General features: G+C 74.1%; 19 protein-coding genes. 14 read left to right on the forward strand and 5 right to left on the reverse strand.

The genetic code is table 11. From position 1 onward, the window contains the following. Positions 1-47: 47 nt before the first annotated feature. Positions 48-953 (forward strand): GNAT family N-acetyltransferase, encoded by a 906-nt coding sequence (locus OCU29_RS01920; protein WP_261818594.1) that lies wholly within the window; start codon positions 48-50, stop codon positions 951-953. Here the strand turns inward: OCU29_RS01920 and OCU29_RS01925 are convergent. Continuing rightward, positions 931-2,031 carry an NAD(P)-dependent alcohol dehydrogenase gene (locus OCU29_RS01925; protein ID WP_261818595.1) on the reverse strand — a complete coding sequence of 367 codons (1,101 nt, stop codon included), beginning with the start codon at positions 2,029-2,031 and terminating at the stop codon, positions 931-933. The two genes, OCU29_RS01920 and OCU29_RS01925, sit on opposite strands and share 23 nt — an antisense overlap. A 65-nt stretch (positions 2,032-2,096) precedes the next feature. Between OCU29_RS01925 and OCU29_RS01930 the strand changes: the two genes are divergently transcribed. Together OCU29_RS01930 and OCU29_RS01935 are read left to right on the forward strand one after the other, a co-directional pair. Further along, positions 2,097-3,527, forward strand: coding sequence for a folylpolyglutamate synthase/dihydrofolate synthase family protein (locus OCU29_RS01930; RefSeq protein WP_261818596.1), 1,431 nt, complete (start codon positions 2,097-2,099; stop codon positions 3,525-3,527). Further along, positions 3,524-3,886, forward strand: coding sequence for a DUF4233 domain-containing protein (locus tag OCU29_RS01935; protein ID WP_258016906.1), 363 nt, complete (start codon positions 3,524-3,526; stop codon positions 3,884-3,886). The genes OCU29_RS01930 and OCU29_RS01935 overlap by 4 nt, the downstream gene beginning before the upstream one ends. 29 nt (positions 3,887-3,915) lie before the next feature. On the opposite strand, the gene OCU29_RS01940 is transcribed toward OCU29_RS01935, so the two are convergent. After that, positions 3,916-5,247 carry a PLP-dependent aminotransferase family protein gene (locus tag OCU29_RS01940; protein ID WP_261818597.1) on the reverse strand — a complete coding sequence of 444 codons (1,332 nt, stop codon included), beginning with the start codon at positions 5,245-5,247 and terminating at the stop codon, positions 3,916-3,918. Positions 5,248-5,318: 71 nt separating this feature from the next. Here OCU29_RS01940 and OCU29_RS01945 point away from each other — a divergent pair, with 71 nt between their 5' ends. From OCU29_RS01945 to rodA, 7 genes are all read left to right on the forward strand, one after another. Continuing rightward, positions 5,319-6,041: a pyridoxamine 5'-phosphate oxidase family protein gene (locus OCU29_RS01945; RefSeq protein ID WP_261818598.1), complete on the forward strand. Its 723-nt coding sequence runs from the start codon at positions 5,319-5,321 to the stop codon at positions 6,039-6,041. Positions 6,042-6,051: 10 nt separating this feature from the next. Continuing rightward, positions 6,052-6,471, forward strand: a complete 420-nt coding sequence (gene ndk, locus OCU29_RS01950; RefSeq protein ID WP_179615839.1) for a nucleoside-diphosphate kinase — start codon at positions 6,052-6,054, stop codon at positions 6,469-6,471. Between the two features lie 260 nt (positions 6,472-6,731). Then, positions 6,732-7,760, forward strand: coding sequence for a rod shape-determining protein (locus OCU29_RS01955; protein WP_261818599.1), 1,029 nt, complete (start codon positions 6,732-6,734; stop codon positions 7,758-7,760). After that, positions 7,760-8,803, forward strand: a complete 1,044-nt coding sequence (gene mreC / locus OCU29_RS01960; RefSeq protein ID WP_261818600.1) for a rod shape-determining protein MreC — start codon at positions 7,760-7,762, stop codon at positions 8,801-8,803. The genes OCU29_RS01955 and mreC overlap by 1 nt, the downstream gene beginning before the upstream one ends. After that, the gene (gene mreD / locus OCU29_RS01965; RefSeq protein ID WP_179615841.1) at positions 8,800-9,309 is read left to right on the forward strand and encodes a rod shape-determining protein MreD; all 510 of its coding nucleotides are present in this window, start codon (positions 8,800-8,802) and stop codon (positions 9,307-9,309) included. The genes mreC and mreD overlap by 4 nt, the downstream gene beginning before the upstream one ends. Before the next feature lie 22 nt (positions 9,310-9,331). Beyond that, a complete protein-coding gene (mrdA, locus tag OCU29_RS01970) occupies positions 9,332-11,491 on the forward strand; it encodes a penicillin-binding protein 2 (RefSeq protein ID WP_261818601.1) in 2,160 nt (719 codons plus the stop codon). Further along, positions 11,488-12,693, forward strand: coding sequence for a rod shape-determining protein RodA (rodA, locus tag OCU29_RS01975; protein ID WP_179615843.1), 1,206 nt, complete (start codon positions 11,488-11,490; stop codon positions 12,691-12,693). Before mrdA ends, rodA begins: the two co-directional genes overlap by 4 nt. Positions 12,694-12,702: 9 nt before the next feature. On the opposite strand, the gene OCU29_RS01980 is transcribed toward rodA, so the two are convergent. Then, positions 12,703-13,824 (reverse strand): calcium:proton antiporter, encoded by a 1,122-nt coding sequence (locus OCU29_RS01980; protein WP_261818602.1) that lies wholly within the window; start codon positions 13,822-13,824, stop codon positions 12,703-12,705. A gap of 102 nt (positions 13,825-13,926) precedes the next feature. Here OCU29_RS01980 and OCU29_RS01985 point away from each other — a divergent pair, with 102 nt between their 5' ends. Continuing rightward, complete coding sequence (locus OCU29_RS01985) at positions 13,927-15,897, forward strand: TIGR03960 family B12-binding radical SAM protein (protein WP_179615845.1); 1,971 nt, start codon at positions 13,927-13,929, stop codon at positions 15,895-15,897. Positions 15,898-15,991: 94 nt separating this feature from the next. On the opposite strand, the gene OCU29_RS01990 is transcribed toward OCU29_RS01985, so the two are convergent. Both OCU29_RS01990 and OCU29_RS01995 read right to left on the reverse strand, forming a co-directional pair. Beyond that, positions 15,992-16,786, reverse strand: coding sequence for a DUF4190 domain-containing protein (locus OCU29_RS01990; RefSeq protein WP_179615846.1), 795 nt, complete (start codon positions 16,784-16,786; stop codon positions 15,992-15,994). Next, entirely contained in the window at positions 16,783-17,988 is a 1,206-nt protein-coding gene (locus tag OCU29_RS01995; RefSeq protein ID WP_261818603.1) for an MFS transporter, read from the reverse strand. Before OCU29_RS01995 ends, OCU29_RS01990 begins: the two co-directional genes overlap by 4 nt. Before the next feature lie 206 nt (positions 17,989-18,194). On the opposite strand from OCU29_RS01995, the gene OCU29_RS02000 reads away from it, so the two are divergent. The 3 genes from OCU29_RS02000 to OCU29_RS02010 all read left to right on the forward strand — a co-directional run bounded on the left by OCU29_RS02000 (position 18,195) and on the right by OCU29_RS02010 (position 22,098). Continuing rightward, a complete protein-coding gene (locus OCU29_RS02000; RefSeq protein ID WP_261818604.1) occupies positions 18,195-19,382 on the forward strand; it encodes a winged helix DNA-binding domain-containing protein in 1,188 nt (395 codons plus the stop codon). A gap of 181 nt (positions 19,383-19,563) precedes the next feature. After that, positions 19,564-21,282 (forward strand): S8 family peptidase, encoded by a 1,719-nt coding sequence (locus tag OCU29_RS02005; RefSeq protein WP_261818605.1) that lies wholly within the window; start codon positions 19,564-19,566, stop codon positions 21,280-21,282. Positions 21,283-21,384: 102 nt separating this feature from the next. Then, on the forward strand, positions 21,385-22,098 hold the full coding sequence (locus OCU29_RS02010) for a TIGR03936 family radical SAM-associated protein (RefSeq protein WP_179615854.1): 714 nt from the start codon (positions 21,385-21,387) through the stop codon (positions 22,096-22,098). The last annotated feature ends 182 nt before the right edge of the window (positions 22,099-22,280 follow it).

Raw genomic sequence — 22,280 nt, forward strand, 5'->3', positions numbered from 1 at the left:
CCGAAACCCGCGTGCGGGCGTCGTCGGGCAGCCCCTAACCTCCGCTCGTGACGTCCTACCGCTTCGAGAGCACCGACGACCCCGCCGCCTTCCTGGACCGGGCGGGGGAGCACCTGGCGCTCGAGCCGGTGCTGGCCACGGTGCTGGCCGGGTCGGCCCACGGGGCGGTCGAGAGCGGTGCCGGCGCGCCGCCGCACCCGCGGTGGTGGGTCAGCGTGCTCGACCCGGCCGGGAGGGTCGTCGGGGCCGCGATGCGCACCGCGCCCTTCGTGCCGCACCCGATGTGGGTGCACCTGATGCCCGACGACGCCGCCGTGGCGCTGGCCCGCTGGGTGCACGAGCGCGGCGACGACGTCAGCGCCGCCAACGGGGCGCTGCCCTCGGTGCGGGTCTTCATGGACGAGCTGGCCCGCGCGCGGGGGACGACGGCGTACGTGCACGAGCACCTGCGGCTCTTCGAGCTGCGCGAGCTCGTCGACCCCCGCCCCGGACCCGGGCGGGCCCGGGTCGCCGGCCCCGACGACCTCGACCTGGTCGCGGCCTGGGCCGCGGCGTTCTCGGTCGACGCCGACGAGCAGGGCGGGCGCGAGCCGGAGCCGGGCGAGCACCTCGACCGGGCCTGGACCCGCGACCGGCTCGCGAGCGGGCTGCTGTGGGTGTGGGAGGTCGACGGGGTGCCGGTGCACTTCAGCGCGCGCACGCCCGCCCGCTTCGGGGTGTCGCGGATCGGGCCGGTCTACACCCCGCGCGAGCACCGGGGGCGCGGCTACGCCAGCGCCCTGGTGGCCCACCTCAGCCGAGCGGTGCTCGACGAGGGCGCGAGGCCCACGCTCTTCACCGACCAGGCCAACCCGGTGTCGAACCGCGTCTACCAGGCGCTGGGCTACGAGGCGGTCACCGACACCGCGAACCTGAGGCTCGCCGCGCCGGTCACCACACCAGCACGGGCTTGACGACCCGCCCGGCGAGCACGTCGGCGACCGCGTCGTTGATCTTCTCGAACGGGTAGGTGGTGACCAGCCCGTCGAGGTCGAAGCGGCCCGCGTCGCGCAGCGCCAGCAGCCGGGGGACCATCTCGAGGGGGTCGGAGTCGCCCTCGATCGACGACATCACCCGCTTGCCGCCCTGGAGCAGGTCGATCGCGTCGAGCTGGTACTCCTCGGGGCCCAGCCCGAGCGCGACGAGGGTGCCGCGCGGCGCCAGCGCCTGCTGGGCCTGCTTGACCACGGCCGGCACCGCGGTGGTGTCGATGGCGTACGTCGACCCGGCACCGCCGGTGAGCTCCTTGACCCGCGCGACCACCTCGGCCGGCTCGAGGCCGGTGGCGTCGACGGGGGTGGCGCCCAGGCGCTCGGCCTCGGCGAGACGACCGGCCGCGAGGTCGACGGCCAGCACCGTGCCGACGCCCTCGGCCACCGCGGCCGCGACCGCGGCGAGCCCGACGGCGCCGGCGCCGTACACCGCCAGGGAGTCCTGCGCCCCGGGGGCCAGCACGTTGAGCACGGTCCCGGCGCCGGTCTGGAAGCCGCAGCCGTAGGGCGCGGCGAGGGTCAGGTCGAGGTCGCGGTCGACGACCACGCAGTTGTCGGCGTGGGCGATCGCGTGCCGCGCGAGGCTGGACTGGCCGAAGAACGAGCCGAAGACGGGGGAGCCGTCGAGGCTCATCGTCGTCGAGCCGTCGGCGCGCATGCCCATGTAGTTGAGCAGCAGCGACTGCTCGCAGTAGCCGACGTCGCCCTGGCGGCACGGTCCGCACTCGCGGCAGGAGCGGAAGGAGAGCACCACGTGGTCGCCGACGGCGATGCCCTCGACGGCCGGGCCCACGGCCTCGACGACACCGGTGCCCTCGTGGCCGAAGACGTTGGGGAACATCTCGTCGGGCAGGAAGTGGCGCATCGTCAGGTCGGTGTGGCACAGGCCGGTCGCGACGATCCGCACCAGCACCTCGTCGTCGCGGGGGTCGTCGATGTCGACCTCCGCCAGCTCGAAGTCGCCGCCCTGCCGGGTCACCATCGCCACCGTCGTCCTCATGGGCAGAACTAGAACGTGTTACAGACTCGGGGTCAAGGGGTCCACGTCCCTAGACTGGACCGGACATGAGTGAGACACCCTCCCTGCCAGACGACGAGCCCGTCGTGCCCCGCGCCGCCGAGACCTTCCGCGAGGTCGAGGACGCCCTGCTCTCGCGCTGGCCCGAGACCCGGCTCGAGCCCTCGCTGGAGCGCATCGAGGCCTTCCTCGAGCTGCTCGGCGACCCCCAGCGCTCCTTCCGGATGGTGCACCTGACCGGCACCAACGGCAAGACCTCCACCTCGCGGATGGTCGACGCGCTGCTGCGCGCCCTCGAGCTGCGCACCGGTCGCTTCACCAGCCCCCACGTCGAGACGATGAACGAGCGGATCAGCGTCGACGGGGAGCCCCTCGATGACGAGGCCTTCGTGCGCGCCTTCAACGAGATCGCGGCGTACACGCACCTGGTCGACGAGGACCAGCCGCACCCGTTGTCGTTCTTCGAGACCGTGGTGGGCATGGCGTACGCCGCCTTCGCCGACGCCCCCGTCGACGTGGCCGTCGTCGAGGTCGGCATGGGCGGCTCGTGGGACGCCACCAACGTCGCCGACGCCGACGTGGCCGTCGTGCTGCCGATCGCCGTCGACCACGCGCGCTACCTCGGCGGCACCACCGAGGCGATCGCCCACGAGAAGGCCGGCATCATCAAGCCCGGCTCGACGGTCGTGATGGCCCAGCAGGACCCCGAGGCCGGCGCGGTGCTGATGGCCCGGGCCGCCGAGGTCGGCGCCACGGTGGCCCGCGAGGGCCTGGAGTTCGGCGTCGTCTCGCGCACTCCCGCGGTCGGCGGCCAGATGGTCTCGCTCCAGGGCCTGCGGGCCCGCTACGACGAGGTCTTCCTGCCGCTCTACGGCGCCCACCAGGCCCAGAACGCCGCCGTCGCGCTGGCGGCCGTCGAGGCCTTCGCCGCCGCCGGTCCCGACGCCCAGGCCCTCGACGCCGACCTGGTGCGCGCGGCCTTCGCCGAGGTCACCTCGCCGGCGCGCCTGGAGGTGGTGCGGCGCAGCCCCACCGTCGTGCTCGACGCCGCCCACAACCCGCACGGGGCCGAGGCCGTCGGCGCCGCGCTCGAGGACTCCTTCACCTTCGAGCCGCTCATCGGCGTGCTGGGCGTGATGGGCGACAAGGACGCCGAGGGCCTGCTGGTCGCCCTCGAGCCGCACCTGGCCCACGTGGTCTGCACCCAGAACTCCTCCGACCGCGCGATGTCGGCCACCGCCCTGGCCGAGACCGCCGTCGAGGTCTTCGGCGAGGACCGCGTCACCGTCGTGCCGCGCCTGGTCGACGCCATCGACGCCGCCGCCGCGCTCGCCGAGGCCGGCGAGGCCGTCGGCTCCTCGATCGGCTCCGGGGCGGTGCTGGTCACCGGCTCGGTCGTCACCGCCGGCGAGGTCCGCACCCTGCTGACCCGCGGGCGCCGCGCGCCCGGCACCCCCCGCGAGGAGGACCCGTCGTGAAGCGGTCGCCCCGTCGCGGCATGTGCGCCGCGATCCTCTCCCTCGAGGCCGTCACCCTGGGCCTGACCACGCCGGTGATGATCTCGCTGACCGACGTGCCGACCTCCGTGGCGCTGCTCGTCGGGCTCGGCCTCGCCGTCGTGTGCCTGCTCCTGGCCGGCATGCTGCGCTCGGAGTGGGCCTACACCGCCGGCTGGGTGGTGCAGGCCGCGGCCGTCGGGCTGGGCTTCGTGATCCCGCTGATGTTCTTCCTGGGTGGCGTCTTCGCGCTGCTGTGGGGCACCGCCGTGCTCCTGGGGCGCAAGATCGAGCGCGAGCGGGCGGCGGCGTACGCGGCGTACGAGGCCGAGCAGGGCTAACCCCAGCCAGGCAGCCAGCCGGCCGCCGGCTAGCCGCGCAGGGCGGTGGCGACCGCCGCCAGGGCCCGGTCGAGCTCGGCGTCGGTGCAGCCGCCGAAGCCGAGCACCAGCCCGCTCAGGGCCCTCGAGCGGCAGTAGCCGTCGAGCAGGGGCACGTCGAACCCGACGCGTCGGGCCGCCTCCTGGGCCCGGCGGGCGAGCGCCGCCGGCAGCGGCACGGTGGCGTACATCCCCGCCACCGGGCCGTCGAGGTGCTCGCCCAGCGCCTCGACGACCCGCGCGGCCCGGGCCGCGTAGGTGCGCCGCGCCGAGCGGACCACGCGGTCGACGTACCCCTCGCGCAGCAGGGAGAGGTAGGCGCGCTGCACCGGCCAGGGCGCCGCGTCGTGGGTGCGCTCGCGCCGCTCGTCGACGGCCGCGCCCAGCGCCGCCGGCGGCACCAGCCAGCCCAGCCGCAGGCTCGGCGAGACCGACTTGCTGGCGGTGCCCAGGTAGGCGACCCGCTCGCGGTCGAGGCTGGCCAGCGCCGGGATCGGCGCGACGTCGTAGCGGAACTCGGAGTCGTAGTCGTCCTCGACCACCACGGCCCCCGCCTCGCCCGCTGCGCCCAGCAGTGCCAGACGGCTGGCCCCGGTCATGGTCGCGCCCAGCGGGTGCTGGTGGGCCGGGGTCACGTACGCCGCCGCGAGACCGCGCAGGTCGGCCCCGGCCGCGCCGGGCGGCAGGTCGACGACCCGCCGGCCCGCCGCCTCGACGGTGGCGACGGCCGCCCGGTAACCGGGGTCCTCGACCCCGACGGGGCCGGGGGCCAGGGCGCCGAGCAGGTGGCGCAGCCCGTCGGTGGTGCCGGTGGTCACCCGCACCTCGTCGGGGTCGACGGCCAGGCCGCGGGTGCGGGCCAGCCGCGTGGCCAGCTCGGCCCGCAGCTCGGGGAGGCCGCGGGGGTCGTCGTACCCGCGCGGCGGCGTGGCGGCGGCGACGTCGCGCCAGGCGCGGCGCCACAGTGCCCGGTGCCGGGGGTCGATCCAGGGGGTGCCGGTGTCGAGGCGCACCGGCTCGGGCGGCCCGGGCGCCGCGGCGGGGGAGCGTGCGGGTGCGGGGCTGGCCTGGCTGCGGCCGGCGGCGACGAAGGTGCCCTGCCCGTGTCGCCCCTCGAGCCACCCCTCGGCCACCAGCTGCGCCCAGGCCTGCTCGACCACGCTGCGGGCGACCCCGAGGTCGGCGGCGAGCGCCCGGCTGCTGGGCAGGCGGTCGCCGGGGTGCAGCCGCCCGTCGGTGACCCGCGCGCGCACCGCGTCGGCCAGTTGCACGCCCAAGGGCACAGAGGTCCCGCGGTCGAGCCGCACGGCGAGGAGGGGCATCGTCAGTGGCCTGTCTGAATAGTCGGGTATTGGCCCTCGTGGGCGAGCCACTGGGTGGCGACCATGGTGGCATGACGACCCTGCCGCCTTCGCCGCCTTCGCCGCTCTCGCCGCTCTCGCCCACCGACCGCACCACCGCCACGCGCGGCCGGCACCGGATGGTCGAGGACCGCGCCGCCCTGCACGCCCTGCTCGCGGAGGCGATGGTGGCCCACCTGGGACTGGTCGTCGGCGAGGCCGACGAGGCGCACCCGGTCGTCCTGCCGACGGCGTACGCCGCGGACCCGGAGGGCCCCGACGAGGGCGGCACCCTCTACCTGCACGGCTCGGTCGCCGCGGGCTGGCTGGCCCCGGTGCTCGCGGGCCAGGTCTGCGTCACCATCACCCTGCTCGACGGCCTGGTCGCGGCCCGCTCGGGCTTCCACCACTCGATGAACTACCGCAGCGCGGTGGTCGTGGGTCGCCCCCGGCTGGTGCGGGACGAGGCCGAGCGGGCCCGGGCCCTCGACCTCGTCGTCGACCAGGTGGTGCCGGGCCGGTCGGCCACCCTGCGCCCGCACACCCGCAAGGAGCTGGCCGCCACCGCCGTGCTCGCGCTGCCCCTGGTCGAGGCGTCGCTGAAGGTGCGCGGCGGGGGACCGGTCGACGACGAGCCCGACGTCGCCGCGGGCGTGTGGGGAGGCCACGTGCCCCTGCGGCTGGTGGCCGGCGACCCGGTCCCCGACGCCGACGCGGCCGGGCTGCCGGTGCCCCGCGACGTGGCCGCACGCGCGGCGGCGCTGGGGGATCGGTAGGGTCGCGGCCATGACCGAGCGCACCCTGGCCCTGATCAAGCCCGACGGCGTCCGCCGCGGCCTCACCGGCGAGATCGTGCGCCGCATCGAGGCCAAGGGCTACACCCTCGCCCGCCTCGAGCTGCGCGAGGCGACCCCCGAGCTGCTCGCCGAGCACTACGAGGAGCACCAGGGCAAGCCGTTCTACGAGCCCCTGGTCGAGTTCATGCTCTCCGGCCCGGTCGTGGCGATGGTCCTCGAGGGCGAGCGCTGCATCGAGGGCTTCCGCTCGCTGGCCGGCGCCACCGACCCGACCGCCGCCGCCCCCGGCACCATCCGCGGCGACCTGGGTCGCGACTGGGGCCTGAAGGTGCAGCAGAACCTCGTGCACGGCTCCGACGCCCCCGAGACCGCCGAGCGCGAGATCGGCATCTGGTTCCCGGAGCGCTGACCCGGCGCAGATCTCGCGCCCACCCGGCGCAGATCTCCCGCTCACCCGACCCGGCCCGACACTTCGGGCCGGGTCGACGCGATATCTGGGCCGGGTGGGCGTTGTGACTGGTGTGGCGCGTGGTGCCCCGGCGTGGCGTCCGGGATCTGTGGTAGGTGCTCCTTAGGCTCGGGACCGGGTCGTACCGGGATCGTGCGCGCGGGACGGCCTACCTTCCCCGGTCAGCACTCGCGCACGAGGGACCACGAGGCGCACCCGCCATGGCGAACAGCTTCTTCGGCCGAGACATGGCCGTCGACCTCGGCACCGCCAACACGCTGGTCTACGCCCGCGGGCGCGGGGTGCTGCTCGACGAGCCCAGCGTGGTGGCGCTCAACTCGACCACCGGCGAGATCCTCGCGGTGGGCCACGAGGCCAAGCGGATGATCGGGCGCACCCCCGACAACATCACCGCCATCCGCCCGCTCAAGGACGGCGTCATCGCCGACTTCGAGGCCACCGAGCAGATGCTGCGCTACTTCATCCAGCAGGTGCACCGGCGCAGCGCCTTCGCCAAGCCCCGCATGGTCATCTGCGTGCCCAGCGGCATCACCGCCGTCGAGCAGCGCGCGGTCAAGGAGGCCGGCTACCAGGCCGGCGCCCGGCGCGTCTACATCGTCGAGGAGCCGATGGCCGCGGCGATCGGTGCCGGGCTGCCCGTGCACCAGGCCACCGGCAACATGGTCGTCGACGTCGGCGGCGGCACCACCGAGGTCGCGGTGATCAGTCTCGGCGGCATCGTGACCAGCCTGTCGATCCGCACCGCCGGCGACGACCTCGACGCCTCGATCGTGGCGTGGATGAAGAAGGAGTACTCGCTCATGCTCGGCGAGCGCACCGCCGAGGAGGTCAAGATGACCCTCGGCTCCGCGTTCCCGCTGCCCGACGAGCCCGAGGCCGAGATCCGCGGCCGCGACATGGTCTCCGGGCTGCCGCGCACCGTGGTCGTCTCGAGCGCCGAGGTGCGCCAGGCCCTCGAGGAGCCGCTGCACGCGATCGTCGACGCGGTGCGCACCACCCTCGACCAGACCCCGCCCGAGCTCGCCGGCGACATCATGGACCGCGGCATCGTGCTGACCGGTGGCGGCGCGCTGCTGCGCGGCCTCGACGAGCGCCTGCGCCACGAGACCGGCATGCCCGTGCACGTCGCCCCCGACCCGCTGAGCTCGGTGGCGCTGGGCGCCGGCAAGTGCGTCGAGGAGTTCGAGGCGCTCCAGCAGGTGCTCGTGACCGACCCGAGGCGCTACTGATGGCCCTGCTCGACCGCGTCTCCACCCCCCGCCGCCCCGCCGGTACGCCGCGCGGCGACCAGCCCGGCCGCCCGCGGCGCACCCGGTCGCTGATGGCGCGCCACGAGCGTCGCGAGCGCCGCTGGGGAGCCGGCCCGGGCGGTCCCGGTGCCGAGGCGCCCCGCCCGTCGCGCTCGCTGCTGGTCGCGCTGCTGCTGGCCACCGCGAGCGTCACCACCCTCGACCTCGCCGCCGGCGACTCCTCGCCGCTGGACCCGGTGCGCGGTGTGCTCGCCGACACCCTCGGGCCCGCCCAGAGCGCGACCACCGCCGTGGTGCGCCCCTTCACCGCGGTCGGTGGCTGGTTCGAGAGCAACGGCTCGCTGCGCGAGGAGGTCGCGACCCTCGAGGCCGAGAACTCCGCGCTGCGCTCGGAGCTCAACACCTCCGCCTACGACCGCAACCGGCTCGCGGAGTACGACGGCCTGACCAGCGTCGCCTCCGACCTGGGCTACTCGCTGGTGCCCTCCCGCGTGGTCGGAGTCGGCCCGGCCCAGTCGTTCTCGAGCACCGTGACCATCGACGCCGGCACCGACGCCGGCGTGCAGCCCGACATGACCGTGGTCAACAACGACGGCCTCGTCGGCCGGGTGCTCAGCGCCGGGCGCTCCACCGCGACCGTGCTGCTGCTGGTCGACCCCGAGTCGACCGTCGGGGCCCGGGTGGGCGACTCGATGGAGATGGGCTTCCTCAGCGGCCGCGGCGTCATCGGCGACGAGGGCCGCCTCGACCTCGAGCTGGTCGACGACTCCTCGGTGCCCGCGCGCGCCGACAGCGTCGTGACCTGGGGCAGCGAGGGCGGCGCGCCGTACCTCGCCGGCATCCCCGTCGGCCGGGTCACCAAGGTCTACTCCTCGCTGCGCGAGACCGCCCAGCGCGCGGTCATCGACCCGTACGTCGACTTCGGCGCCCTCGACCTGGTCGGCGTGGTGGTGCCCACCGGCACCCGCAGCGACCGCGGCATCATCGGCGCCGACGGCGAGATCGAGGGAGGCGGCCGGTGAGCGCGCTGCGCGCGGTCGTCGCCGCCCTCGCGGTGAGCCTGGCGCTGGTGCTGCAGGTCTCGGTCTTCGGGCCGCTGGCCTGGGAGGGCGTGGTGCCCAACCTGTGCCTGCTGGTGGTCGTGGCCGGGGCGCTGACCCGCGGCCCGCAGTTCGCGATGGTGCTGGGCTTCGGGGCCGGGCTGCTGCTCGACCTCGCGCCGCCGGCCGACCACGTCGCCGGCCGCTGGGCGCTCGCGCTGCTGCTGGTGGGCTACCTCGTGGGGCGGGTGCGGCCCGAGTCGCGTCCCACCGCCACCACCGTGGTGGCCACCGTGGCCGCCGCCTCGTTCGTCGGCACCTCGGTCTTCGCGCTCAGCGGCGTCGTGCTCTCCGACCCCGTCGTCGGGGTGGGGGAGACGCTGTCGGTGCTCGCGGTCTCGCTGGTCTGGGACGTGCTGCTGACCCCCTTCGTGCTGCCCCCGCTGATGGCGCTGTTCCGCCGCCTCGAACCCGTCCACGCCCTGTGAGCTGCTCTGTGAGGTCCTGCTGATGCGTGCTCCCACCCGCGGCGAGGAAGCCACCGGCACCCGCCGCTCGCGGCTGCGGATCGTGGTGATCCAGGCCCTCGTGCTCTCCCTCTTCGCGACCCTGCTGGTCCGGCTCTACTACCTGCAGGTCGTCACCGGCGAGGAGTACACCGCGCAGGCGGCCTCGCAGTCGGTGCGCGACATCGTGGTCCAGCCCCAGCGCGGCCTGATCGTCGACGACATGGGCCGTCCGCTGGTCACCAACCGCACCGCCTGGGTCGTCTCGGTCGACCGCACCCTGCTGGGCAGGATGGGCGGGCGCGACCGGCGCGAGGTGCTCAACCGCGTCGCCACGGTCACCGGCGAGGAGCGCGGCACCCTCGAGAAGCGCCTGGTCACCTGCGGCGACGAGGGTTCGGTCAGCGGCACCTGCTGGAACGGCTCGCCCTACCAGCCGGTCCCGGTGGCCACCGACGTCGAGCGCGGGGTCGCGCTCAAGATCCTCGAGCAGCCCGAGGACTACCCGGCCGTGCTCGCCGAGCAGCAGACCGTGCGGGCCTACCCGCGCCCCTACGGCGTCAACCTGGCCCACGTGCTGGGCTACCTGAGCCCGATCACCGAGGACGAGCTCGACCAGGCCGAGTCCGACGGCGACGCGAGCGTCAACGGCGCCTCCTCGGTCGGTCGCGCCGGCGTCGAGAAGCAGTACGACGCCTGGCTGCGCGGGATGCCCGGCTACCAGTCGGTGGCCGTCGACTCGATGGGCCGCGTGCTCGGCGAGGACAGCGAGACCGAGGCGCGCCCCGGCGACACCCTGGTCACCTCCATCGACGCCCGCGTGCAGGGCGTCGTCGAGGAGCAGCTCGCCGAGACCATCAAGACCGCCCGCGCCACCACCGACACCGTCACCGGGCGCCGGTACGCCGCCGACTCCGGCGCCGCGATCGTGCTCGAGGCCGACACGGGCCGGGTCGTGGCGATGGCCAGCCAGCCGACGTACGACCCGGAGGTCTGGGTCGGCGGGATCTCCGACAAGGAGCTGGCCACCCTCTACTCCGAGGCCGCCGGGACCCCGCTGCTCGGGCGCGCCACCCAGGGCCAGTTCGCGCCCGGCTCGACCTGGAAGCCGTTCATGACCGCCGGGGCGCTGAGCAACGGCTACGACACCGACCAGCTGCTCAACTGCTCCTCGGCGTTCCGGGTCGGCAACCGCGACTTCAAGAACTACGAGTCCGGCGCCTACGGCTACATCTCCTTCGCCAAGGCGCTCGAGGTCTCCTGCAACACCTTCTTCTACCGCATCGGCTACGACTACTGGCGCCGCCTGGGCTCCGACGTCGACGACGTCGACGCCCGCGACCCGCTGGTCGAGGCCGCCAAGGACTGGGGCTTCGGCGGCGAGACCGGCATCGACCTGCCCGGCGAGGCCTCGGGCCGCATCGCCGACCGGCAGTGGAAGCGCGACTACTACGAGTCGATGAAGGACTACTACTGCGGGATCTCGAAGAAGCCGCAGGACGCCGACACCTCCGACTTCGTCTACAAGTTCGCCCGCGAGTTCTGCATCGAGGGCTTCGCCTACCGCGCCGGTGACGCCGTCAACTTCGCCATCGGCCAGGGCGACACGATCGTCACTCCGCTGCAGCTCGCGCGGGCCTACGGCGCGATCGCCAACGGCGGCACGCTCTACGAGCCCCGCGTCGCCAAGGCGGTCGTGGACCCCGACGGCAAGGTGCTGCGCACCATCGACCCCGAGGTGCAGGGCACCGTCGACCTGCCCGAGAAGACCTTCGGCTACATCGACCAGGCGCTGGCCGGCGTGACCCGCCAGGGCACGATGTCGTGGCGGATGGTCGGCTTCCCGCTCGAGGAGGTGCCGATCCGCTCCAAGACCGGCTCGGCCGAGGTCTACGGCAAGCAGTCGACGTCGTGGGTGGCCTCCTACTCCGAGGACTACGTCGTGGTGATGATGGTCAGCCAGGGCGGCACCGGCTCGGGCACCTCCGGCCCGGCGATCCGTGCCATCTGGGAGGCGCTGTACGGCGTCGAGGGCGACCAGGTCCGACCCGCGCAGGCCGCCATCCCGGGCACCACCCCGCCCACCGAGCTGCCGACCTTCACCCGGGACGGCTCGGTGCTGCCGCCCGCCCGGTCGAGCAGCAGGAAGAAGGACCAGCGGTGAGCGCCGGCGTGCGGCTGCGGGCTGCCGGCGGCACCCGGCCCCGGTTCCGCTGGCGGGGCCTGGACTGGGTGCTGCTGGGCGCCGTGCTCGCGCTCGTGGTCGTCGGCACCCTGCTGGTGTGGTCGGCCACCTCGACGCGCGACGACCTGACCGGCGGCAACCCGCGGGCCTACCTCGAGAAGCAGCTGTTCAACATCTCGGTCGGGCTGCTGCTGATGGCCGCCGTGGTGGTCGCCGACCACCGGTGGGTCCGCGTGGCGGCGCCGGTGGTCTACCTGGCCTCGCTGGTGGGTCTGGTGCTGGTGCTGGTGATGGGCTCGACGATCAACGGGTCGCGCTCCTGGCTGATGCTCGGCGGGATGTCGGTGCAGCCGGCCGAGTTCGCCAAGCTCGCGGTGATCATCGGCATGAGCCTGGTCCTCGCGCACCGCGCCGCCGGGCGCTGGCGCCCCAAGGTGGGCCTGGTCGAGGTGGTGCTGATGCTGCTGATCGCGGCCGTGCCCGCCGTCCTGATCCTGCTCCAGCCCGACCTCGGCACGATGCTCGTGCTCACCGCCACCGTCGTCGGCGTGCTCGCCGTCTCCGGGGCCCCGCGCCGCTGGCTGGCCCTGCTCGGCGCCGGTGGCGTGACCGCGGCCGTCGTCGCGGTCGCCGCCGGGGTGCTGAAGGACTACCAGGTCGACCGGTTCATGGCCTTCACCAACCCCGACCTCGACCCCCGCGGTGCCGGCTACAACGTCGAGCAGGCCCGGGTCGCGGTCGGCAACGGCGGCCTGTTCGGCCAGGGTCTCTTCAACGGCTCGCAGACCCGTTCGGGCTTCGTGCCCGAGCAGCACACCGACTTCGTCTTCACCGTGGCCGGCGAGGAGCTGGGCCTGGTCGGCGCCGGTCTCGTCGTGGTGCTCCTGGGCCTGGTGATCTGGCGCGCCCTGGCGATCGCCACCCGCACCGAGGACGTCTTCGGCCGGGTCGCGGCCGCCGGCATCGCCTGCTGGTTCGGCTTCCAGGCCTTCCAGAACATCGGGATGTGCCTGGGCATCATGCCGGTCACCGGCGTGCCGCTGCCCTTCGTGTCGTACGGCGGCTCCTCGATGTTCGCGGGCCTGCTCGCGGTGGGTCTGCTGCAGAACATCCACCTGCGCGCCACCGAGCCCGCACCGCGGCGCTACTCCGCGCCGCGGGTGCTGGTCACGGCCCGCTAGGGACTACAGCTAGGGCTTGACCGAGAAGAACAGGAACGTCGCGAAGAGCACCAGGTGCACCACGCCCTGCAGCGTCTTGGCGCGGCCCTGGGCCAGGGTCAGGGTCGAGATGGCCACGGTGATGGCCAGCAGCACGATCTGGAGCCGCTCGAGGCCCAGCACCAGCTCGCCGTCGATCCAGATCATCGCCACGGCGATGGTCGGGATGGTCAGGCCCACCGAGGCCATCGCCGAGCCGTAGGCCAGGTTGAGGCTGTTCTGCACCCGGTCGCGCGCGGCGTTGCGCAGCGCCGAGACCGACTCCGGCGAGAGCACCAGCAGCGCGATCACCACACCGACCACGGTGTAGGGCAGCCCCAGGGAGGAGACGCCGTCCTCGATGGTGGGGGAGAGGACCTTGGCCAGGCCCACCACGGAGACCAGCGAGACCACCAGCAGGCCCAGGCTCAGCAGCGCCGCCCGGTCCGAGGGCGGGTCGGCGTGGCCGTCCTCGTCCTCGTCGAGCAGGCCGGTGACCCGGCCCTGGTCGTCGGAGGAGACCGGGAGGAAGAAGTCGCGGTGGCGCACGGTCTGGGTCAGCACGAACGCGCCGTAGAGCACCAGCGAGGCGACGGAGACGTAGGCCAGCTGGGAGGGCGAGTACGACAGGCCCGCCTCGCTGACGGTGAAGCCGGGCAGCACCAGGCACACCGCCGCCAGCGCGATCACGGTCGACAGGGCCGAGCCGGTGCCGCTGGCGTTGAAGCTGACCAGGTGGTGGCGCAGCGCGCCGACCAGCAGCGAGATGCCGACGATGCCGTTGAGGGTGATCATGAGCGCCGCGAAGACCGTGTCCCGGGCATAGGTGCTGGCCCCGTCGCCGCCGCCGATCATCAGCATCACGATCAGGCCGACCTCGATGACGGTGACCGCGACGGCCAGGATCAGCGAGCCGAACGGCTCGCCCACGCGGTGCGCGACCACCTCGGCGTGGTGCACCGCGGCGACCACCGCCCCCACCAGGGCGAGCGCGACCGCGACCAGCACCGGCCAGGCGTCGTGGTTGGCCCAGGTGGCCGCCAGCAGCACGAGGGCCACCACCGGCACGATCGTGGTCCAGCTGACGGGGCCTCGCACCGCGGGGTCGCTCATGTGCGAAGCATAGGGAGACGACGAAATGGCCCGCTGCCCGGCGTCGCCGTACCCTGGACCCTTCCCCACCGTTCGCCGAACCACCGCTTGCGAGGTTGCTGCATGTCCGCGTCCACCGTCGAGACCACGCGCCAGGCCGGTCGCTCCGTCTTCGCCGACCTGGAGCCGCACCTGCCCAGCGTCTCGAAGCCCATCCAGTACGTCGGCGGCGAGCTCAACTCGACCGTCAAGGAGTGGGACTGCGCCCCCGAGGGCGAGACCGTGCGCTGGGCGCTGATGTACCCCGACGCCTACGAGGTGGGCCTGCCCAACCAGGGCGTGCAGATCCTCTACGAGGTGCTCAACGAGCGCGACTGGATCGTGGCCGAGCGCACCTACGCGGTGTGGCCCGACATGGAGGCGGTGCTGCGCGAGCACCGCATCCCGCAGTTCACCGTCGACGCCCACCGCCCCGTGGGCGACTTCGACGTGCTGGGCCTGAGCTTCTCCACCGAGCTGGGCTACACCAACATGCTCAACGCCCTCGACCTGGCCGGCATCGCGCTGCACGCCGTCGACCGCGGCGAGCACGACCCGGTCGTGCTGGCCGGCGGCCACGCGGCGTTCAACCCCGAGCCGATCGCCGACTTCGTCGACGCCGCCGTGCTGGGTGACGGCGAGGAGGTCGTGCTCGCGATCTCCGAGGTCGTGCGCGAGTGGAAGGCCGAGGGCCGCCCCGGCGGCCGCGACGAGCTGCTGCGCCGCCTCGCGGTGACCGGCAACGTCTACGTCCCGAAGTTCTACGACGTCGTGCACGCCGAGGACGGCTCGATCGAGGCCGTCGTGCCCAACAAGCCCGGCGTGCCGTTCCGGGTCAAGAAGCACACCCTGATGGACCTCGACGCCTGGCCCTACCCCGCCAAGCCGCTGGTGCCGCTGGCCGAGACCGTGCACGAGCGGTTCAGCGTCGAGATCTTCCGCGGCTGCACCCGCGGCTGCCGCTTCTGCCAGGCCGGGATGATCACCCGCCCGGTGCGCGAGCGCTCCATCGAGACCATCGGCGACATGGTCGAGAACGGCATCCGCAAGTCGGGCTTCGAGGAGGTCGGGCTGCTCTCGCTCTCCAGCGCCGACCACACCGAGATCGGCGACGTTGCCAAGGGCCTGGCCGACCGCTACGAGGGCTCCAACGTCTCGCTGTCGCTGCCCTCGACCCGCGTCGACGCCTTCAACATCACCCTGGCCAACGAGTTCTCCCGCAACGGGCGCCGCTCGGGGTTGACCTTCGCCCCCGAGGGCGGCTCGGAGCGGATGCGCAAGGTCATCAACAAGATGGTGACCGAGGAGGACCTGATCCGCACCGTGGCCGCGGCGTACTCGCACGGCTGGCGCCAGGTGAAGCTCTACTTCATGGTGGGCCTGCCCACCGAGACCGACGACGACGTGCTGCAGGTCGCCGAGCTGGCCAAGAAGGTCATCGCCAAGGGCCGCGAGGTCTCCGGGCGCAACGACATCCGCTGCACCGTCTCGATCGGCGGGTTCGTGCCCAAGCCGCACACCCCGTTCCAGTGGGCTGCCCAGCTCGACCACGAGACCACCGACGAGCGGCTGAAGAAGCTGCGCGACACGGTGCGCGAGGACAAGAAGTACGGTCGCGCGATCGGGTTCCGCTACCACGACGGCAAGCCCGGCATCATCGAGGGACTCCTCTCGCGCGGCGACCGTCGCGTCGGCCGGGTCATCGAGCAGGTCTGGCGCGACGGCGGCCGCTTCGACGGCTGGAGCGAGCACTTCTCCTACGACCGCTGGGTCGAGGCGGCCACCACCGCCCTGGCCGGCACCGGTGTCGACCTCGACTGGTACACCACCCGCGAGCGCACCATCGACGAGGTCCTGCCCTGGGACCACCTCGACTCGGGCCTCGACAAGGACTGGCTGTGGGCCGACTGGGAGGACGCCCTCGACCCCGACTCCGTCGACGTCGAGGACTGCCGCTGGACCCCCTGCTACGACTGCGGCGTGTGCCCCGAGATGGGCACCGAGATCCAGGTCGGCCCCACCGGCCAGAAGCTGCTGCCGCTCTCCGTGGTCTGACCCGGCGCGAACTTCGCGCCGACCCGGCGCATATCTCGCGCCGACCCGGCGCGAATCTCGCACCGACCCGGCGCGAACCGACCGCGAGGAGCGGTCAGTCGACCAGCAGCGGCTCGTCGAGCGGCGAGCCGTCGGCGTTGTAGAGGACGCACGCGACCGTGTCGCCGGCGACGGGCTCGGCCGAGTCGGTGATGGTCAGCAGGTCGATCCCGGGGCCGACGAGCTCGACGAGGTCGGGGTCGTCGAGCACCAGGCTCTGGCAGATCTCGGCGACCGGCGAGTCGGCGTACGCCGCGGCCTGCTCGGCGTTCAGCGTCAGGGTGCCGACCACCTCGGCGTCGTGCTCGTCGGTGCAGTCCTCGATCGTGATGAAGCCGAAGCCCTCCTCCTCGACATCGGCGCCGACCAGGTTCTCGGCGCTGATGCAGTCGCCGACCGCCAGGTCGTTGACGTCCTTGAAGGTGTTGAGGCCGAAGACCACCGCCAGCCCGATGCCCACGACCGTCGCCAGCATCACCAGCGAGCTGATCACGATGCCCGCGATGGCCATCCCGCGGCCGTGGGCGCGTCCGTCCTTGCTGCGCCCCAGCACGATGACGCCCAGGACGATCGAGACGATGGCGGCCACGAACGGCACGCAGATCAGGAACGACAGCACCAGCGAGGTGATGGCGAGCGCCTTCGAGGGCGGGCCCTCCTGGCGCGGGTCCCCGCCGCCGGGGAACGGCTGGCCGTAGGGCTGGTGGGTCGGCGGGGGCGGGTAGCCCTGCGCGTACGGCGGCTGCGCGGGCGGCTCGCCGTACGGCGACGGGCCGGGCTGGCCGGGCTGGCCGGGGTGGCCGGGACCCTGCTCGGGCTCCTGCGGGCCCTCGGGCGGCGTGCTGCTCATGCGGGTGCGCTCCTTCGTGCGGCGTGCTGCTCCAGCTCGTCCTCGAGGAGCCGGGGGCCGGAGAGCCAGGTGGCCAGACCCAGCATGGGTACCACGAGCACGAGCAGCAGCGTCAGCGGGATCGTCCACTCGCCGGTCGCGTCGTAGAGCAGCCCGACCACGAAGGGGCCCGCGGCGGCGAGCAGGTAGCCGGCGGACTGGGTGAACGCCGAGAGGGCCGCGGTGCCCTCGGCGGTGCGGGCGCGCAGCCCGATCAGGGTCAGGATCAGCGGGAACGTGCAGGCGCCGATGCCGGCGAGCACCGCCCAGAGCACCGCCCCGGCCCCGGGGGCCACCAGCAGGCCGACGTAGGCGAGCGGGTAGCAGGAGATCACCGGCAGCAGCACCCGGCGCTGGTGGTGGGAGCGGGCCAGCAGCGGCGGCAGCAGCCACGACAGCGGGATGCTCACCCCGGCCAGCAGGCCCACGAGCGCGCCGGCTGCGGCGGGGGAGTAGCCGGCGTCGCGCCACAGCTGCGCGAACCAGCCGAACATCACGTAGGCGTGCAGCGACTGCACGCCGAAGAACGCCGCCATCGCCAGCCCGAGCCGGGTGCGCGCCACCTGCGCGACGGTGATCGGGCCGCCGGGCGTCGGCGCGACCCGGTCGTGGCGGGCCAGCAGCAGCCAGGGCAGCAGCGCCAGCCCGGCGAGCACCGCCCAGGCGCCCAGCCCGCCGCGCCAGCCGCCGAGGGCCTCGGAGAGGGGGACGGTCAGCAGCAGCGCAGAGGTCAGCCCGATGGCCAGGGCGGTGGAGTAGACGGCCGTCACGGCGCCGATCCGCTCGGGTGCGTGCCGCTTGACCAGGGAGGGCATCAGCACGTTGGCCATGGCCATGCCGGCCACCGCGAGCAGCGAGAGGGCCAGGAAGACCAGGCCCGAGCCCGTGACGGCGCGCCCCGCGAGCCCGACCACCACCGCGACGAGGGCCACCAGGGTCACCCGGTGCAGACCGCCGCGGGCCGCGGCACCCGGCGCCAGCGCACCGAAGACCGCGAAGGCCAGCACGGGCAGCGTCGTGAGCAGCGAGGCCTCCGGCGCCGACAGCGACAACCCGTCGCGCACCTCCGCCAGCACCGGTCCCACGCTCACCGCGGCCGGGCGCAGGTTGAACGACAGCAGCACGAGACCGGCCAGGAACAGCCACCCACCACGACGAGACACCCGTGGATCGTCGCACCCGGAGCCACACCCCGGGCGGTCGGACCCGTCGCGTACGAGGGCGGCGTGGGCGCCGCCGTACCTTGGGGGCGTAACTTGTCGGGCGAGTCCCTCGCTTGTCAGGTGTTGCAACACCTGACAAGTGCATGAGTCACCGGTCGACCGGTGACTCATGCACGGACGTCGGTGCCGCACGGCAGGATGGCGGCGTGCGACAGGTCAGCGACGACGAGCGGCGGGCCCGGCTGGGGCGACGGCACGCGGTGGCGCCCGCCCACCGGGCGCCCGACGCGGCCGGCGCGACCCGCTCGGTGGTGGCGCTGCACGCCACCGAGCCCGCGACCGTCCACCTCTCCCTGCAGGCCCGCGTGGAGGGCCTCGGGACCGGTGAGGTCGACCGGGTCCTCCACGACGAGCGCAGCCTGGTGCGCCAGCTGGCGATGCGGCGCACGCTGTTCGTCTTCCCCCGCGACCTGCTGGGCGCCGCCTGGGGCAGCGCCTCGGCCCGGGTCGCGGCCACCGAGCGCGCCCGCCTGGTCAAGGACGTCGAGTCCGCGGGGGTGGCCGCCGACGGGGCGCGGTGGCTCGACGGCGTGCGCGCCGGGGTGCTGGAGGTGCTGGGCGCCGAGCCCGAGGGGCTCACGGCCCTCGACCTGCGCCAGCGCGTCCCGGGGCTCGAGGCGCGCCTCGGCGGCGGGGCGACGTACGCCGGCAGCCGGGTGCTGACCTGGCTCGGGGCCCGGGCGGAGGTGGTGCGCGGCCACAGCACCACCCACTGGCGCCAGTCGCGCCCGCGCTGGACGCTGACCGGCCACTGGCTGGGCGACCCGCCCCCGACCTGCGGCTCGGCCGAGGGGTACGTCGAGCTGGTGCGGCGCTGGCTGCTGCGCTTCGGGCCGGGCACCGAGGCCGACCTGGTGTGGTGGCTGGGCGCCACCAAGGGCGCCGTGCGGGCGTCGCTGGCCGCGCTCGGGGCCGTCGAGGTCGGTGTCGGGGCGGGGGAGCGGGCCTACCTGCTGCCCGACGACGTCGAGGAGGAGGCACCGGTCGAGCCGTGGGCGGCGCTGCTGCCGGTGCTCGACCCCACCGCGATGGGCTGGCGGCAGCGCGACTTCCACCTCGGCCCGCACCAGCCGCGGCTCTTCGACCGCAACGGCAACGCCGGCACCACCGCCTGGTGGTCGGGGCGGGTCGTGGGGTGCTGGGTGCAGGACGGCGACGGCGCCGTCGAGGTGAGGCTGGTCGAGGACGTCGGCGCCGAGGCCCGTGCGGGGCTCGCCCGCGAGGCGGCGCGGCTGGGCGACTGGTTGGACGGACAGCGGGTCGGCACGGTCTACCCCTCGCCGCTGATGCGCGCCGACCCGGCGGACCTCACGCACCCGGTGGTGCGCGCCTGACCGGCCGGGTGGTCGCAGCGACGGAAGAAGTAAAGGTGCAGGTTTGTGCAGCGCACGAACCTGAGGTGACCGGCGCGCCCCACCGCTGATCCTCCGGCCCTACTGTCCTCAGCACCGCGCCGACCGGCACGGGAGCCACGGGAGAGGTCCCGCGGCGACCTCACTTCTCGGGAGTCCATCCATGACAACCTCGTCCTCGCGCCTGCGCCGTCTCAGCGCCGGCACCGCCGCCGCCGTGGCCCTCGCCGGCCTCACCGCGCTCAGCCCCACCGCGGCCCAGGCCGCCCCCGACCGCGGGGGCCGCGCCGACGACCGGCCCGCCCCCGTCGTGGGCCAGGGACGCGCCTCGGCCGTCCCGGGCGACTACATCGTGGTGATGGAGGAGCGGGCGACCGCCTCCGCCGCCGCCGACGCGCGCCAGGCGGCGCGCGACAACGGTGGTCGCGTCAAGCAGACCTACGGCACCGTGCTCAACGGCTTCTCCGCGCGGCTCCCGCAGCGGGCGGTCGAGGCGCTGCGCAACCGTCCCGGGGTCGCCTACATCGAGGCCGACCAGACCCTCTCGATCGACGCGACCCAGACCGGGGCGACCTGGGGCCTGGACCGCATCGACCAGCGCGACCTGCCGCTCAACGGCACCTACACCTACACCCCGACCGGCAGCGGGGTCACCGCCTACGTCATCGACACCGGCATCCTCGCCGGCCACACCGACCTCGGCGGACGCGTGCAGTCCGGCTACACCGCCATCAACGACGGCAGGGGCACCAGCGACTGCAACGGCCACGGCACGCACGTCGCGGGCACCGTCGGCGGGACGACGTACGGCGTGGCCAAGCAGGTCACCCTGCGGCCCGTGCGGGTCCTCGACTGCGCGGGCAGCGGGTCGACCTCCGGCGTCATCGCCGGCGTCGACTGGGTGACCTCCCACCACAGCGCCGGCGCCCCCGCCGTCGCGAACATGAGCCTGGGCGGCGGGGTGTCCTCGGCGCTCGACCAGGCGGTCAACAGCTCGATCGCCGACGGCGTCACCTACGCCGTGGCGGCCGGCAACGAGAACACCAACGCCTGCAACGGCTCGCCCTCGCGCGTCGCCGCGGCGATCACCGTCGGCTCCACCACCAGCACCGACGCCCGTTCGTCGTTCTCCAACTACGGCAGCTGCCTCGACCTCTTCGCGCCCGGCTCGAGCATCACCTCGGCCTGGCACACCTCCACCACCGCGACCAACACCATCTCGGGCACCTCGATGGCCACCCCGCACGTCGCCGGCGTGGCCGCCCTCTACCTCCAGGGCGACCCGAGCGCCTCCCCGAGCACCGTCACCAGCGCGGTCCTGGGCAGCTCGACCAGCGGCAAGGTCACCGGGGCCGGCACCGGCTCGCCCAACCGGCTCCTGACCTCGCTGCTCAGCAGCGCCCCGACCGAGCCGCCGGCCCCGTCGGGCAACCTGCTGGCCAACCCCGGCTTCGAGTCCGGCGCGACCGCCTGGTCGGCGACCTCGGGGGTCATCACCAACGACGCCGGCGCCCCCGCGGCCAGCGGCTCCTGGAAGGCCTGGCTCACCGGCTACGGCACCACCCGCACCGACACCCTCACCCAGCAGGTGAGCGTCCCCGCGGCCAGCAGCGCCTCGCTGTCGTTCAAGCTCTACGTCAGCAGCGCGGAGACCACCACGACCCGGGCCTACGACACCCTGCAGGTCCAGGTCGTCTCGGGCGGCAGCACCACGACGCTGGCCACCTACTCCAACCTCGACGAGGGCACGGGCTACGTCACCCGCACCCTCGACGCCTCCGCCTTCACCGGCAAGAGCGTCACGGTGCGCTTCGTCGGCACCGAGGACTCCTCGCTGGGCACCAGCTTCGTGGTCGACGACACCGCCCTGACCACCAGCTGACCACCTCTGCCCACCCTGCCCCCGGCCGTCGAGGCCGGGGGCAGGGTGCGTCCGCCCCGGCGATGCGGGCCGACCCGGGGGACCTCACCTACCCTGTCGTGCGTGCGTGACCAGCCCGAGCAGCAAGCCCCGCCCGTCCAGCGCCTGCGCATCCGCTACGCGAAGAGGGGGCGGCTGCGCTTCACCAGCCACCGCGACTTCTCGCGCGCCTTCGAGCGCGCGGTCTTCCGCGCCCGGGTGCCGATGGCCTACTCCTCGGGCTTCAACCCGCACCCGCGCATCTCGTACGCCGGCGCGGCACCGACCGGCTCGGCCAGCGAGGCCGAGTACCTCGAGATCGGCCTGGCCCAGGTGGTCGACCCCGCCGACATCCACGCCGAGCTCGCCGAGGCGCTGCCGACCGGGCTCGACGTCCTCGAGGTCGTCGAGTCGCCCGGCGGCTCGCTGGCCGACCGGCTCGAGGCCAGCCACTGGCGCCTCGACATCGCCGCCCTGCCCGAGGAGGCGGCCGCCGCGGTCAGCACCTTCATGGCCACCGAGTCGGTGCTGGTGGAACGGATGATGAAGAAGGGCCTGCGCGAGTTCGACTGCCGCGCGGCGGTGGTCTCCCTGACCAGCAGCCCGCGCGAGGAGGGCGCCTCCCTCGACCTGGTGCTGCGCCACGGGGTGCCCTCGGTGCGGCCCGACGACGTGCTGCGCGGCCTGGCCGCCGTGGCCGGCCTGGAGGCCGGGGGCGCGCCGCTGCTGACCCGGCTCGCGCAGGGCCCCCTCGAGGACGACGGGAGCGTCGGCGACCCGCTGGCCGCGACGACATGACGCCCGCGGGGTCGTGGTGTGCGATACTCGCCACGGTCCCCGACCTGCGGTCGTACCCGACGAGGGCGCACTCCAGCGCCCGCCCCGACGGCACAGCTGCGGTCGTCGACCCGACGACGTTCTCGCCGGTCCTCCCAGCTGGAGGGCGGCACACCAGGGAACCGGTCGTCGCCAGACCGCGA

The sequence above is a fragment of the Nocardioides sp. OK12 genome (genome assembly GCF_024341885.1).
Lineage (GTDB): Bacteria > Actinomycetota > Actinomycetes > Propionibacteriales > Nocardioidaceae > Nocardioides > Nocardioides marinisabuli.